Below are 12,230 nucleotides of genomic sequence, written 5' to 3' on the forward strand. Positions count from 1 at the left end.
GATGACCTACCCACATCATCGCAGGAGGTTCCGACATCGGAGCATGACGGTGCCCAACAGATTCGAAACTAAGAACGAAAAGGTGGGACCATCAGCCGCGCCCCCACTGAATGTCGGAGACCTCCGAGAGCTCGCGCCATCCCTCCGCACGCGCGCCCGCCGTTCCGAGCACGTCAGCCGCGCCCAACGGCCCGAAGTCCAGACCGGTCGCCGCGGTGATGTCGCTGATGGGCACCTGGAACGTCCGGAACGCGCCCAGACGATTCACCGCGACGACACCCTCGCGGGTGTCGACCAGCTCCGACTGATCCAGTACGAATCCTGTCGCCTCGAGCGCCCCGGCGCGCACCCATGCGACGACCTTGAAGAACCGCAACGGCACGCGCACGCCGCGGTACGGCGGATCCTCCTCGCCGAGAATGGGCGCGGTGAACACGCTCACCCGCTGATCCGACGCCTCGGCGAACGCAAGCACGTGATCCTCGAGCCCCAGCCACAGCTCCTTGGACTGATTGAAGTCGGCGGCCTGTGGTGCGGCGTTCGTGTAGAAGAAGGTCGCCTCCGTGGCATCTCGAGCTTCGGCGGGCGTTCCCCAGCCGGGATCACGCCGTCGCACCAGGTGCCCCCGATCGAGGTCGTTGCGGGCGTAGACGTCCGGCCCCACCTGCTCGCTCTCCGGTGCGCGGGGGTCGAGTCGCCACTCGCCGGTGCGCGGTAGATCGAGCAGCCGTGCGCCGTCGATGTTCACCCCGGTCACGGCGGCGAGCCGCCGCTCGGCATCGAGCAGCACGCTGAATCGCGGGTAGTCGAGCAACCGCCCGCCGCACACAGACGCGGGCAGCGGCACCTCGATACCGAGGAACCCCGCGTCATATCCGCTCATTCGAGCACCGCCGTCGTCCGCGCCCCGAGTCCGATCCCGCGGGCCTCCCTCAGCTGCTCGGCCGTGTCGACGTCTCGCCGGAGCGTCGAGTCGCGCGGCACCTCGAGCACCTCGCACCCGAGCGCGCGATGCGCGGCGAACGATCCCTCGCCGAAGGCCGACCTCCACGCCACACCGGCCCGCGCCGTCACGAGCGTCGACCCGGTCCCCTCCGCGTCGGCGACGACCCCGCGTTCCACCTGAGACGCCGCCCGCAGCGCGACGGCCAGATCGTCACCCCGCAGCGCGGGCACGTCACCGAGGAGGGCGGCCCGCGGCATCCGATCCCCTGCTGCATCTATGCCGGCGGCGATCGCGGCGTTCAGCCCGCGTGCCTCGCCCTCGGGGACGAACCGCAGACCGGGGATGTCGGCCGCGTGAAGCGGCAGCGTCGCCTCGTCGGTCACGACGATCACCTGCGAGACGAGGGGGCAGGATGCCGCGGCGGCGACGGTGTCGAGAGCGATCGCCCGCGCGAGCGCGACACGGTGGACCCCGTCGACGGACAGCCGCGACTTCCCGCGGGTGGTCGCCTTCACCGGGACGACGACCACCCAGGAGGACGGGTCAGGCATCGGCGAAGCGTGCCCGCAGCCGGGGCAGGATCTTCTCGCCGTACGTCCGGAGGAACTCGGCCTGGTCGTGACCGGGGTCGTGGAAGACGAGGTGGCGGAACCCGAGGTCGACGTAGCGGGCGATCCGCTCGACGTGCTCCTCGGGGTCGGTCGAGACGATGAACCGCGACGCGGCCCGCTCGATCGGCAGCTCGGCGGCCCGGCGCTGCATCTCGATCGGGTCGTGGATGTCGCGCTTCTCCTCGGGCGAGAGCGCCAGCGGCGCCCAGAAGCGCGTCTTCTCCAACGCCGTCGCGTGGTCGGGGTGGAACGAAACCTTCACCTCCATGAGGGTGTCGATCGCGTCTTCCGGGCGCCCGGCCTTGCCGAGCCCCTCCTGCAGCGCCGGCAGCAGCGTGTCGGTGTAGAGCGACGGATCCTTGCCGCTGGTGGTGATGTAGCCGTCGGCGATCCGGCCGGCAAGCCGTGTTGCCGCCGGGCCCGACGCGCCGATGTAGATCGGCACCTTCTGATCGGGCCGGTCGTAGACCGTCGCGCCGTCGACCGAGTAGTAGGTGCCGTCGAAGGTCACCCGCTCGGCCTCCCAGAGCTTGTCGATGAGCTGGATCGATTCCTTCAGGCGCTGGAACCGCTCGGGCGGGTCGGGCCACTCGAGGCCCAGCGTCACCTCGTTGAGGGCCTCGCCCGTTCCGACACCGAGGATGACCCGGCCCGGGAACATCACCCCGAGGGTCGCGAAGGCCTGTGCGATCACCGCCGGGTGGTAGCGGAAGGTGGGGGTGAGCACCGAGGTGCCCATGACGATGGTCGACGTGCGGGCACCGATTGCGCCGAGAACCGGGATGGCAGCCGGGGCGTGCCCGCCCTCGTGCATCCACGGCTGGAAGTGATCGGACAGGAACACCGAGTCGAACCCCATCTCCTCGGCGAGGACGGCGAAGTCGGTGAGCTCGGTCGGACCGAACTGCTCCGCCGACGCCTTGTATCCGAACCTCAGCGGTACGGTCATGTCTGTTCCCTTCCTCGTGCTCCCACCGGGGTCCCGGTGAACTCCGTTCCATCCGTCTGCGACAGCCGCCGCCTGAAGGCGTCGACCGTTCCCGGCCAGAGGAGCGTCAGCCGCCCCGACCGGTCGTCCACGTACCAGTTGCGGCATCCGCCCGAGAGCCAGGGGGTGGATGCCGCGGCGGCGGCGATCTCGCCGACATACGCGCGCTCGGCGGCGGGATCAACCCGCAGCACGCCGTCCGAGGTGAGACCTCGGCGCTCGAGCGCCGAGACGGCATACGCCGCCTGCTCCTCGATCATCAGCACGGCGGAGTTGTGACCGAGTGACGCGTTGGGCCCGTTCAGCACGAACAGGTTCGGAAAGCCGCTCACCACTGTCGAGGCGAACGCGCTCATTCCCTCCGACCAGTGCTCGGCGAGGGTGGTTCCCGATTCGCCGCGGACGAGCTCGGCGTACGGCTGGCGGGATGAAGCGAAACCGGTGGCGAGCACGACGGCGTCGACCTCGACCCGACGTCCGCTCGCAGCGACGAGGGTCATTCCGTCGGCCGCCGCGAGCGCGGAGGGCTCGAGGGTCACCGCATCGGAGGCGACGGCGGAATAGAAGTCGTCCGAGAGCAGCACGCGTTTGCAGCCGAACGCGTAGTCGGGTGTGAGGGCTCGGCGCAGCGCCGGATCGGCGACCTGGCGTCCGAGGTGCGCGAGCGCGATCGCGCGGGCGGATTCGGATGCCGCGGCATCGCCCGAGCGCGAGGCGAAGCGCTCCTCGCCCTCGCGGTAGAGATCGTCGCGCAGGCGCGCGAGCTCATCGGGGTGCGCGGCGAAGCGGGCGCGCTCGGCATCGGTGTATTCGCGGGCCTGGCGCGGCACGATCCACACCGGTGTCCGCTGGAAGAGCGTCACATGCGCGGCGGTGCGGGCGAGCTCGGGAACGAGCTGGACCGCGCTCGCCCCCGTGCCGACGACCGCGACGCGCCGGCCCGCGAGATCGGCGGTGTGATCCCATCGCGCGGAGTGGAACAGGGGGCCGGGGAAGGTCTGGAGCCCCGGCACCTCGGGGATGAGCGGTTCGGTCAGCCGGCCGCACGCCAGGACGAGGGCCTCGGCGGTGATCTCGCCTGCCGGGGTGCGCACGCGCCACCGCGCTGTGACGTCGTCCCACTCGGCACCGAGCATCGGGGTGCGAAGCCGTATCCGGCTGCGGAGGCCCTCGCGGTCCGCGACGTCGTCGAGGTAGCGGCAGATCTCGTCGCCGCGCGCGAAGACGCCCGACCAGTCGGGGTTCGGGTGCGCGGCGAAGCCGTACAGGTGGCTCGGCACGTCGCACGCGACGCCCGGGTAGGTGTTGTCGCGCCAGGTTCCGCCGACCGCGTCGGCCCGCTCGAGGATGACGACGTCGTCGTGTCCGGCGCGGCGGAGGGCCATCGCCATACCGAGACCGGCGAACCCGGCGCCGACGATGACGACGTCGGCGCTCCGCGGCAGCGGAGGTGGAACGGGGGCGTGGCTCACTCGACCGCCCCGGAACTGGAGGGAGGATGCGACACCGTGCGGTAGTCGGTCGTGCGCAGCCGGAACGGGCGGAACAGGCGTGCGGCGATCGCCGCGGCATCGGCGACGGGCAGTTCCTGGCCGCACTCGATCCCCGCCTCGGGCTTGACCCGCCCGTCCAGGAGCGTCCCGCCGAGGTCGTCGCCGCCGGCCCCGAGGAGCACGGCGGCATCAGCGCGGCCGACCCGCGTCCACGGGATCTGGATGTGCGGGATGCTCCCCGACAGCAGCAGACGCGACACCGCGATCATCGCGCGGTGCTCGTCGATCGCGGCGCGTTCCGCGACGAGCGGCACACCGCCCGCGGGTCCTGGAAGGGGGATGGGGACGAACTCGGTGAAGCCGCCGCCACCGACCTCCTGCAGATGCCGGAGCCGCTGGAGGTGCGCGATCCGCTCGGCGGCGGTCTCGACGTGGCCGTAGAAGAGCACGGAGGTGGAGCGGAAGCCCGCGCGATGCGCGGCGGTGATGGCCTCCTCCCACCGTTCGATCTCGAGGTCGCCCGGTGCGACGGCGGCGCGGACGCGCTCGTTCAGCACCTTCACGCCCGTCCCGGGGACGGTGTCGACCCCCGCCTCGCGGAGGGCCTGCAGCGCGCCGGCGAGACCGAGGCCGCCGCGATCGGCGAGGTCCCAGACGTCCTGCGGGCGGTAGGCGTGCAGGTGCAGCGTCGGGGCCGCCGCGCGCGCTGCCCGCGCGATGGCGAGGTAGGCGCGCGGGTCCTCTTCGGCGGGGAGGTGCCCCTGGATGCACAGCTCCGTGGCGCCGAGCAGCGCCGCGTCGGCGGCGATCTCGGCGACGTCGTCGAGGTCGAACGTGTCGGGCCCCTCGGCTCCCGCGGCGCGGAAGCCCGTCGAGGTGAGGTTGCGGTTCACCACCAGGCTCACCGCCTCACCGACGGTGTACCGGCGCACATCGTCGGCCGTCGCCGTGAGTGCGTCGAGATCGGAGCCGGTCGCCGCCAGCAGGCGCTCCCACTCGGCGTCGTCGACGGCGAGGGGGTCGGCGGCGGCCCGCTCGAGCAGGACGCCCAGATCGCGGCCGCCGCCCGCAGGGGAGAGGCGCAGTTCGGTGCGGGGCGGGCGAGCGGATGCCGCGTGCGGCGACGTCTCGGGCTTGGCCAGGCCCGTCGCCGGGTCGGCGAGGAGCGCCACCGCATCGTGGAGGCCCGGGTCGATCCACTCCGTTCTGGCGGTGACGTACTCGGGCTGGGCGGTCAGGCGCTCGGCGAGGGTGAAGCCGAACTCGGCCGTGCGCGCGGCCAGCTCGTCGATCTGCGGCCACGGCCGCTCGGGGTTGACGTGGTCGGCGGTGAGCGGCGAGACCCCGCCCCAGTCGTCGGCGCCGGCGCGGACGAGGAGCTCGAGTTCGCGTGGGTCGGAGAGGTTCGGCGGCACCTGGACCCGGGCGCGGGGCCCCAGGACCAGCCTCGCCGTGGCGACCGCCGCGAGGTACTCGCGCATCGTGGCGTCGGGGGCGCCCTGCATCGCCGTCCGGGGCTTGGCCCGGAAGTTCTGCACGATCACCTCCTGCACATGCCCGAGTCGCCGACCCCCGGGGCCGTCGACGCGATGCGCCTCGTCGGCCGCGCGGATCGCGACGAGCGACTCGGCGCGGTCGCGGATCGTCTCGCCGATCCCCACCAGGATCCCCGTCGTGAACGGCACGCGTGCGCGACCGGCATCCTCGATCACCGCCAGGCGGACGGCGGGGTCCTTGTCGGGCGAGCCGTAGTGCACCTGGCCGGGCTCGGCGAAGAGCCGCCGCGAGGTCGTCTCGAGCATCATCCCCATCGAGGGGGCGGTGGGCCGCAGCTGTTCGAGCTCGCTCAGCGTCATCACGCCGGGGTTGAGGTGGGCGAGCATCCCCGTCTCGGCGGTGATGAGGCGGGCGATGTGGCCGACGTAGTCCAGCGTCGAGGCGAAGCCGTGGTTGTCGAGCCACGCGCGGGCCTCGGGCCACCGATCCTCGGGGCGGTCGCCGAGGGTGAGGAGCGCCTCCTTGCAGCCCATCGCCTGACCCTGGCGCACGACGGCGAGCACCTGTTCGGGCGACATGAAGGCCGGCTTGTGCTTCTTCTTCAGCTGCAGCGGGGTGTCCACGAACACGCAGTAGTGGCAGCGGTCACGACACAGCGTCGTCAGCGGAACGAACACCTTCCGCGAATAGGTGAGGATCCGGCCGCGTCCGGCGGCGTCGAGACCGGCCGTCCGCACTGCGGCGGCGAGCTCCAGCATCCGCTCGAAATCCGCGCCGTCGGCCTGGAGCAGGATCTCGGCCTCGTCGACGTCCAGTCGCGCGCCGGACTCCGCTCGCGCGAGGACGTCGCGGGCGGAGAGTCGGGAGGTGCGGACCGGATCGAGCAGGGTCACCTTCCCAGTCTTGCACCGTCGCCCGACAGCCGGGCGCGGCGATCGTTGCGGCTCCGTGAGCAAAAGCGTTCTCGAGCGCCCGCCGGGCGCTGGCAGACTAGTCGCATGGTGACCCTGCTGCTCGACTCGACGCGGCTCGAGGTCGCGCTGTCGGTCACCGAGCGCGCGCTGTCATTCCGGAAGGGGAATGTGCTGATCGAGCGGTCGGCGATCACCAAGGTGCAGTTGACGGATGACCCGTGGACCTGGCTCCGCGGCGCCGCGAGCCCCGGCACGTTCGTGCCCGGGATGGTCGCGATGGGGACCTTTAAGATCGCCGACGGTGCCGATTTCGCGATCGTCCGGCGGCGACGTCCCGGTGTCGTCATCGACCTCGACGGGCACCCCGAGTACGCGCGCGTGATCCTCACCACGCGCCACGGCGTCGCCCTCGCCCAGGCCCTGCGCCTCGACACCGACGCGACCCCCACCGACGTGGTCGACATCATCGCCGCGACCGGCCCCATCGAGACCGTGGCACCGAAGCCCAAGCCGCGTCGTCGTCCGTCACCGGCACCCGCGCCGTCACCCACTCCATCACCGGCTCCCGCGCCCTGACGGCAGCCGGTCCCCGACTCAGGTGACGTCGCGTCGCCAGCTGACCACGTGCCCGAGCACGACGAGCACCGCCGCGTAGGCGACGAGCACGAGACCGCCCGCCCACCATGCCAGGGGCTCGGGTCCGCCCGCGCCGGAAGCAGCTGTCAGGATGCTCTCTCCCACAAGCGCATCGCTGGCGGCGCCGGGGAGGAAGCGCAGCACGTCGCCGAGGCCCTCGACGAAGGATGCCGCCAGGCGGGCGATCGGCTCGAGGAACAGCGTGAAGACGAGGACGCCGACGATCGCGCCGACCTGGTTGCGGATGAGGGCGCCCACGCCGATGCCGATCCACACCCACAGCACGAAGGCGATGAGCATGCGGCCGAGAAGCGCCCAGGTGTCGCCCGAGGTGAGGTCGGTGTCCAGGCCGTAGCCGGCGAGGAACGCCGCCGACGGCCCCACGGCGGCGATGACGCCCAGCACGCCGAAGAGCAGACCGACGAAGAGCCCCACGACGAGCTTCGCTGCGAGCACGAGTCCGCGGCGCGGGGTGGCGAGGAAGGTCGAGGTGAGCGTCTTGTGGCGGAACTCACCCGTCACCATGAGCGTGCCGATGAGGAGGGGGAAGACGTAGCCGACCGCGGTGGCGGTGCTGTACAGCAGTGCCGGAATCCCCTCGGGTGGGACCGGCGGGGCCCCCTCGCCGCCGATCGACCCGGTCGATGCGGCCGCGAAGACGAAGGCGAGCACGGCGGCGTTGAATCCGATGTACCCCACGAGCGCAATCGCGAGCACCCACCAGATCGACGTGGTGAACAGCTTCGTGCTCTCGGAGCGGCTGGCGGCGATGAGGCTCATCGTGCTCCTCCCCTGTCGGTCGTCGGGTCGGCGCCCGGGTCGTCGCCTCCAGGGCGGATCACATCGATCACCCCGGTGCTCGCGACCGAGAACGAGCGGTCGGCGGCGGGAGCAGGGTCCGGCGCACCTTCCGGCGCTGCCTCTGAGGCGTCGTCGTGCGCATCGGGTGCTGCGTCAGGGGCTGGGTCGGGGGCTGCGTCGGGCGCGGAGACGGGCTCGACCGCGGTGCCGGCCTGCGGTTCGGGTTCTGGTTCGGGTTCCGGTGCATCCGGCAGCCCCGCGGCGCTCGGGTGGGTGCGGACGCCGTTGACCAGTTCAAGGAACACCTCCTCGAACGCAGGCCCCTTCCGCTGCAGCGACGACAGGGCAACTCCCGCCTCGGCGGCGACCCGCCCGATCTCCTCCGTGGTGTGCCCGCGGACGGTGAGGCCGGTGCGCAGCACCTCGCCCTCGATGCCGGCCGCCGCCATTGCGGCGACGAGCGCCGCGCGGTCGGGCGCGTCGACGACGGTGGCGAATTCCGCCGGATCGGCGAGGTCGGCGATCTCGCCCTGGAAGACCAGGCGCCCGCGCGAGATGATCAGCAGCGCGTCGACGGTCTGAGCCACCTCGGCGAGGAGGTGCGACGAGACGAACACGGTCCGGCCCTCGGTCGCCAGCTGGCGCAGGAACCCCCGCATCCACTTGATGCCCTCGGGGTCGAGGCCGTTGGACGGTTCGTCGAGGACGAGCACCCCCGGGTCGCCGAGCAGAGCGTAGGCGAGCCCCAGCCGCTGGCGCATGCCGAGGGAGAACCCGCCGATGCGTCGGCCCGCGACATCCGCCAGTCCCACCAGGCCCAGGACCTCGTCCACCCGTGACTCGGGGAGCGAGGCCGCCTGCGCGTACACCTTCAGATGGTTCGCGGCGCTGCGCCCCGGGTGGTAGCTGGAGGCTTCGAGCACCGCGCCGACGGTCTGCAGCGGGTGGCGCAGCTGCGCGTAGCGCTCGCCGCCGATGAGCGCGGCGCCGGCATCAGGGCGCACGAGGCCCAGCAGCATCCGCAGCGTCGTGGTCTTTCCGGCCCCGTTCGGGCCGAGGAACCCGGTGACCACTCCGGGCTCGACCCGCGCGGTGAACCCGTCGACTGCCGCGACGGCACCGAACCTCTTGGTCACCCCGGAGAAGTCCAGCACGTGTCCATCGGGCATGCCGAAGTCCCCTCGTCGTGGAAGCTGTTCGCCTCCATCTTGGCCGATCACCCCTTCCCGGGCGAAAAGGCCCGCTGCCGGTAACGTGGCACTGTGACCGACACCGACCGTTCTCACGTGCTCACCCGCATCGCGAACGGCCTCGGCCATCTCACGCTCAACCGCCCGCGCGCCATCAACGCGCTCGACCTGGGCATGATCCGCGACCTGCACGCGGCGCTGGACGCCTGGGAGCGGCATCCCGGGGTGGATCTCGTCGTCCTCGACGGCGCCGGCGAGCGAGGATTCTGCGCCGGGGGAGATGTGCGTGGCCTGCGCGAGCAGATCCTCGAGGGCGATCCGGATGCCGCGGGCATGTTCTTCCGCGCCGAGTACGCGCTGAACGCGCGGATCGCCGAGTACCCCAAGCCCATCGTCGCCCTCGCCGACGGCGCCACGATGGGCGGCGGCATCGGCCTGGCCGGGCACGCGGCGGTGCGCGTCGTGACCGAGCGGTCGCGCCTTGCGATGCCGGAGACCCGGATCGGATTCACCCCGGATGTCGGGGGCTCCTGGCTCCTCGCGCGGGCGCCTGGGCGTCTCGGCGAATATCTCGCGCTCACCGGCCGCACGATGGATGCCGCCGACGCGCTGTACGCCGGCTTCGCCGATCACCTCGTCGTCGCCGACAACCTCGAGGCGCTCCGCGAGGCGCTGCAGAATCGCGCCGATCCCGCCAGCCCCACCGAGATCGTGCTGCTCTTCGACGACACCGCCGGGGCGCCCTCGCTCGCGGCCGCTCGGCCGTGGATCGACGACGCCTTCGCCGCCGACACCGTCGTCGAGATCGTCGAGCGCCTGCGCGCCCGGCCCGAGCCCGAGGCGGCTGCGACCGCCGACACGCTGGCGGAGCTCTCGCCCACAGCGCTCGCCGTGACGCTCGAGGCGGTGCGCCGCGCCCGCGCACTTCCCGACCTTCGCTCCGCGCTCGCGCAGGAGTACGGCCTGGTGCTGTGGTTCGCCGCGACGCAGCCCGACCTGGTGGAGGGGATCCGCGCGCAGCTGGTGGACAAGGACCGCTCGCCGCGGTGGAACCCCGCGCGGCTCGGCGACGTGCCGCTCGAGACCGTCGCCGACGCCTTCGCCTTCTCGCCGTCCCGGCCGCTCTGGGGTTGACCACGATGTCGCCGAGGTCGGAGCGTGCGCGGCGTCGCCGCATCTCGCGTGGGGCGGCGGTCGACTGGTTCTTCTTCGTCTTCGCAGGTCTCGCCGCCATCTGGCTGGCCTACCTCAGCCTCACCGAGTCGTTCCGGGTCGGCTGGTGGGGAATTCTCGTCGCCATCGCCTTCTGGGTGCTGCTGGCCTACCTCGTGCTTCCGCGCCTGCACCGCATCCTCACGACGATCTACGTGCCCGACTACTTCATCGGCCGCACGCGCACGAGCGACGGACTGCTCGGCGACCCGGTGAACCTCGCGTTCATCGGCGAGGCGGAGCAGATCAAGGCCGCCCTGCGCGCGGCCCGCTGGACCGAGGCCGATCCGGTCACCCTCGCCTCGTCGTGGCGCATCGTCACCTCGACGCTCAGCCGCCGCAGCTACGGCGAGGCGCCGGTGAGCCCGCTGTTCCTGTTCGGGCGCCAGCAGGACTTCGCCTTCCAGCAGGAGGTCGACGGAAACCCGGCCAAGCGTCACCACGTGCGGTTCTGGCGCTGCCCCGACGACTGGCTGCTGCCCGGCGGCTACCGTGTCGACTGGCTCGCCGCCGGCACCTTCGACACCGCCGTGGGGTTGTCGCTGTTCACCCTCCAGATCACCCACCGCATCGACGCCGACACCGACATCGAGCGCGACCACATCGTCCGGTCGCTGCGGGAGGGGGCGCCGGAGATCACCGTGAACGTCATCGCCGACTTCTCCACCGGTTACCACTCGCGAAACGGCGGCGGCGACAGCATCCGGACCGATGGCGATCTCCCGGTGGTCGACGTGCGCGCGGTGCGGGTGCCGCCCGTCGAGGCGCCGCGGAGTGCGGGGGAGGTGATCGCATGAGGCAGGACGACCACCCCAAGAAGCGGGTCGCCTTCGAGCCGGCCGAGCGTCTGCTCCAGCCCACCGGCTACGACCCCGACATGAAGCGTCCGCCCACGATCATCGCGGGCACCCTGCTCGTCCTCCTCGGCGTGCTCGCCGGGGCCGCGTGGGTCGTCGCCTCCTCCGGCGTCTGGCCCGAGTGGGTGGGAGAGGTCGCCGCGATCGTCGGCGGCGACGGGGGAGACGTTCCCGACCGCGTCGAGCAGAGCACCTTCATCGTCTTCGCGGCGTTCAGTGCCGTGTTCCTCGCGGCGGAGGCGACGATGGCGCTGCTGGTCTTCCTCGGGGTGAACTGGGCGCGGGTGCTCGTCATGGTCTTCGCGGCGCTGACGATCTCGGCGGCGTTCGTGCGGTGGTGGGCCGAGGGTCAGCAGATCGAGATCACGACCACCTTCGTCTCGCTCGGCATCGACATCCTCATCCTGCTCGCGCTGTCGAGCCGGAGCGCCGCGGCCTACGCCCGGCGGAAGGAACGCTGAGCGGTCCGGTGGCTGCTCAGCGCGGCGCGATGCCCGCGAGCGTGGCGTCCACCAGCTGCCTCGCGACCGCCGGATCCAGCGGGCGGTGGCCGAGCAGGAGCCGGTACCAGGCGAATCCCAGGAGCTGGTCGATGGTCTGCTCCACGTCGAGATCACCTCGTGCCTCTCCCCGCGACACCCCACGCCGAAGTGCTTCCTCGATCGGACCCCACCAGCTCTCGTGCACGCGGCGGTAGGCGGGGAGAAAGTCGGGGTCGAGCTGGGCCTCGGCCATGAGTGTGCGATTGGCCAGTGAGGTGCCGCGATCGCGGTCGGCGCTGCGCGCGAAGACCGGCTCGAGGATTGCCAGCAGATCTCCGCGCAGGCTCCCGGTGTCGGGTGCGGGAACGCGCTCGGGCCCGACGCCGATGAAGGCTTCCAGGATCAGGTCGGCTTTCGATCCGCCCCACCATCGGTAGATGGTCTGTTTGCCCACGCCCGCGCGCCTGGCGATGCCCTCGATCGTGGTCGCGCCGTAGCCCACTTCTTCGAGCAGATCCACGGTCGCATCGAGTACGGCCTGCGTTGGGGCGGCGCGACGGCGAGTGGACATGGCGAAAGTCTAACCGTTGACGAGACGCTACG

At 71.8% G+C, this 12,230-nt stretch carries 12 protein-coding genes; 4 read left to right on the plus strand and 8 right to left on the minus strand.

Annotation, left to right across the window (positions count from 1 at the left end):
• Positions 1-91 precede the first annotated feature (91 nt).
• Genes HDC37_RS00460 through cofG form a run of 5 tightly spaced genes read right to left on the minus strand, consistent with a single transcriptional unit; the run spans position 92 to position 6,428 of the window.
• The gene (locus HDC37_RS00460; protein WP_179558463.1) at positions 92-883 is read right to left on the minus strand and encodes a DNA/RNA non-specific endonuclease; all 792 of its coding nucleotides are present in this window, start codon (positions 881-883) and stop codon (positions 92-94) included.
• Positions 880-1,497 carry a 2-phospho-L-lactate guanylyltransferase gene (gene cofC / locus HDC37_RS00465; RefSeq protein WP_179558464.1) on the minus strand — a complete coding sequence of 206 codons (618 nt, stop codon included), beginning with the start codon at positions 1,495-1,497 and terminating at the stop codon, positions 880-882. The genes HDC37_RS00460 and cofC overlap by 4 nt, the downstream gene beginning before the upstream one ends.
• The gene (gene fgd / locus HDC37_RS00470) at positions 1,490-2,506 is read right to left on the minus strand and encodes a glucose-6-phosphate dehydrogenase (coenzyme-F420) (RefSeq protein WP_179558465.1); all 1,017 of its coding nucleotides are present in this window, start codon (positions 2,504-2,506) and stop codon (positions 1,490-1,492) included. Before fgd ends, cofC begins: the two co-directional genes overlap by 8 nt.
• A complete protein-coding gene (locus tag HDC37_RS00475) occupies positions 2,503-4,017 on the minus strand; it encodes an NAD(P)/FAD-dependent oxidoreductase (RefSeq protein WP_308472035.1) in 1,515 nt (504 codons plus the stop codon). Before HDC37_RS00475 ends, fgd begins: the two co-directional genes overlap by 4 nt.
• On the minus strand, positions 4,014-6,428 hold the full coding sequence (cofG, locus tag HDC37_RS00480; protein ID WP_308472036.1) for a 7,8-didemethyl-8-hydroxy-5-deazariboflavin synthase CofG: 2,415 nt from the start codon (positions 6,426-6,428) through the stop codon (positions 4,014-4,016). The genes HDC37_RS00475 and cofG overlap by 4 nt, the downstream gene beginning before the upstream one ends.
• A gap of 105 nt (positions 6,429-6,533) precedes the next feature.
• On the opposite strand from cofG, the gene HDC37_RS00485 reads away from it, so the two are divergent.
• Positions 6,534-7,025, plus strand: coding sequence for a hypothetical protein (locus HDC37_RS00485; RefSeq protein ID WP_179558466.1), 492 nt, complete (start codon positions 6,534-6,536; stop codon positions 7,023-7,025).
• 18 nt (positions 7,026-7,043) lie between these two features.
• Here the strand turns inward: HDC37_RS00485 and HDC37_RS00490 are convergent, their stop codons facing one another.
• Both HDC37_RS00490 and HDC37_RS00495 read right to left on the minus strand, forming a co-directional pair.
• Complete coding sequence (locus HDC37_RS00490; protein ID WP_179558467.1) at positions 7,044-7,865, minus strand: ABC transporter permease subunit; 822 nt, start codon at positions 7,863-7,865, stop codon at positions 7,044-7,046.
• Positions 7,862-9,055 (minus strand): ABC transporter ATP-binding protein, encoded by a 1,194-nt coding sequence (locus HDC37_RS00495; RefSeq protein WP_179558468.1) that lies wholly within the window; start codon positions 9,053-9,055, stop codon positions 7,862-7,864. The genes HDC37_RS00490 and HDC37_RS00495 overlap by 4 nt, the downstream gene beginning before the upstream one ends.
• A gap of 93 nt (positions 9,056-9,148) precedes the next feature.
• Here HDC37_RS00495 and HDC37_RS00500 point away from each other — a divergent pair, with 93 nt between their 5' ends.
• From HDC37_RS00500 to HDC37_RS00510, 3 genes are read left to right on the plus strand one after another with little or no spacing between them, the layout of a single operon-like run.
• Positions 9,149-10,210: an enoyl-CoA hydratase/isomerase family protein gene (locus HDC37_RS00500; protein WP_179558469.1), complete on the plus strand. Its 1,062-nt coding sequence runs from the start codon at positions 9,149-9,151 to the stop codon at positions 10,208-10,210.
• A 5-nt stretch (positions 10,211-10,215) separates the two neighbouring features.
• The gene (locus HDC37_RS00505) at positions 10,216-11,085 is read left to right on the plus strand and encodes an LssY C-terminal domain-containing protein (protein ID WP_179558470.1); all 870 of its coding nucleotides are present in this window, start codon (positions 10,216-10,218) and stop codon (positions 11,083-11,085) included.
• Positions 11,082-11,606 (plus strand): hypothetical protein, encoded by a 525-nt coding sequence (locus tag HDC37_RS00510; protein ID WP_179558471.1) that lies wholly within the window; start codon positions 11,082-11,084, stop codon positions 11,604-11,606. The genes HDC37_RS00505 and HDC37_RS00510 overlap by 4 nt, the downstream gene beginning before the upstream one ends.
• A gap of 16 nt (positions 11,607-11,622) precedes the next feature.
• Here HDC37_RS00510 and HDC37_RS00515 read toward each other — a convergent pair whose 3' ends face one another.
• Positions 11,623-12,198 (minus strand): TetR/AcrR family transcriptional regulator, encoded by a 576-nt coding sequence (locus HDC37_RS00515; protein ID WP_179558472.1) that lies wholly within the window; start codon positions 12,196-12,198, stop codon positions 11,623-11,625.
• Between the last annotated feature and the right edge of the window lie 32 nt (positions 12,199-12,230).

The organism is Microbacterium sp. AK009 (assembly GCF_013410955.1).
Lineage (GTDB): Bacteria > Actinomycetota > Actinomycetes > Actinomycetales > Microbacteriaceae > Microbacterium.

Excerpts from the sequence above, each read along its gene's own strand:
- cofC (WP_179558464.1), bottom strand. The coding sequence starts at position 1,497 with ATGCCTGACCCGTCCTCCTGGGTGGTCGTCGTCCCGGTGAAGGCGACC.
- HDC37_RS00505 (WP_179558470.1), top strand. The coding sequence starts at position 10,216 with ATGTCGCCGAGGTCGGAGCGTGCGCGGCGTCGCCGCATCTCGCGTGGG.
- HDC37_RS00495 (WP_179558468.1), bottom strand. The coding sequence starts at position 9,055 with ATGCCCGATGGACACGTGCTGGACTTCTCCGGGGTGACCAAGAGGTTC.
- HDC37_RS00485 (WP_179558466.1), top strand. The coding sequence starts at position 6,534 with ATGGTGACCCTGCTGCTCGACTCGACGCGGCTCGAGGTCGCGCTGTCG.
- HDC37_RS00490 (WP_179558467.1), bottom strand. The coding sequence starts at position 7,865 with ATGAGCCTCATCGCCGCCAGCCGCTCCGAGAGCACGAAGCTGTTCACC.
- HDC37_RS00515 (WP_179558472.1), bottom strand. The coding sequence starts at position 12,198 with ATGTCCACTCGCCGTCGCGCCGCCCCAACGCAGGCCGTACTCGATGCG.
- HDC37_RS00460 (WP_179558463.1), bottom strand. The coding sequence starts at position 883 with ATGAGCGGATATGACGCGGGGTTCCTCGGTATCGAGGTGCCGCTGCCC.
- HDC37_RS00510 (WP_179558471.1), top strand. The coding sequence starts at position 11,082 with ATGAGGCAGGACGACCACCCCAAGAAGCGGGTCGCCTTCGAGCCGGCC.
- fgd (WP_179558465.1), bottom strand. The coding sequence starts at position 2,506 with ATGACCGTACCGCTGAGGTTCGGATACAAGGCGTCGGCGGAGCAGTTC.